Source organism: Vibrio sp. OPT46 (assembly GCF_015163535.1).
GTDB lineage: Bacteria > Pseudomonadota > Gammaproteobacteria > Enterobacterales > Vibrionaceae > Vibrio > Vibrio alginolyticus.
Genome location: NZ_JADDYG010000773.1, coordinates 1 through 375, shown reverse-complemented (window position 1 = coordinate 375; position 375 = coordinate 1). Strand labels below are relative to the sequence as shown.

Here is a 375-nt window from a genome sequence, read left to right as displayed (position 1 = left end):
TTGTTCGACTTTGTTAACTTACCGCTAGATCGTGAAGGTAACCGCGAAGAGTATGAATTTAATGAGGCTGTCGTTTCTTCGACGAATATTGATGAATCAATGTTCATCGATGTTACGAACATCTAACTCGTAAAAAAGGAGGTCAATTAGACCTCCTTTTTTGTACCCAATGCTTTAACTGTTCCCAAACAAAAATCCCCCTGTATTGGGGGGATTTATTAGCGCTTATTTGAAAGCGCTCAATACATAACAATACTAAAGAGAGATTAGGTTGCTGTATTTGGATCGAGAGGACTAATGTAGCCTTTTGGTTTTAGAGCCAACACATCGCAATTTATTTTATCAATTACGTGCTCCGCTGTATTACCAATAAAG

The 375-nt window shown here is 37.9% G+C and carries 2 pseudogenes; one reads left to right on the top strand and one right to left on the bottom strand.

Features of this window, described 5'->3' with window-relative positions:
* Positions 1-126 (top strand): annotated as a pseudogene (locus IQR33_RS27200) (tRNA 2-thiocytidine(32) synthetase TtcA); the annotation flags it as partial.
* A gap of 140 nt (positions 127-266) precedes the next feature.
* Here IQR33_RS27200 and IQR33_RS27195 read toward each other — a convergent pair.
* Positions 267-375 (bottom strand): annotated as a pseudogene (locus tag IQR33_RS27195) (universal stress protein UspE); the annotation flags it as partial.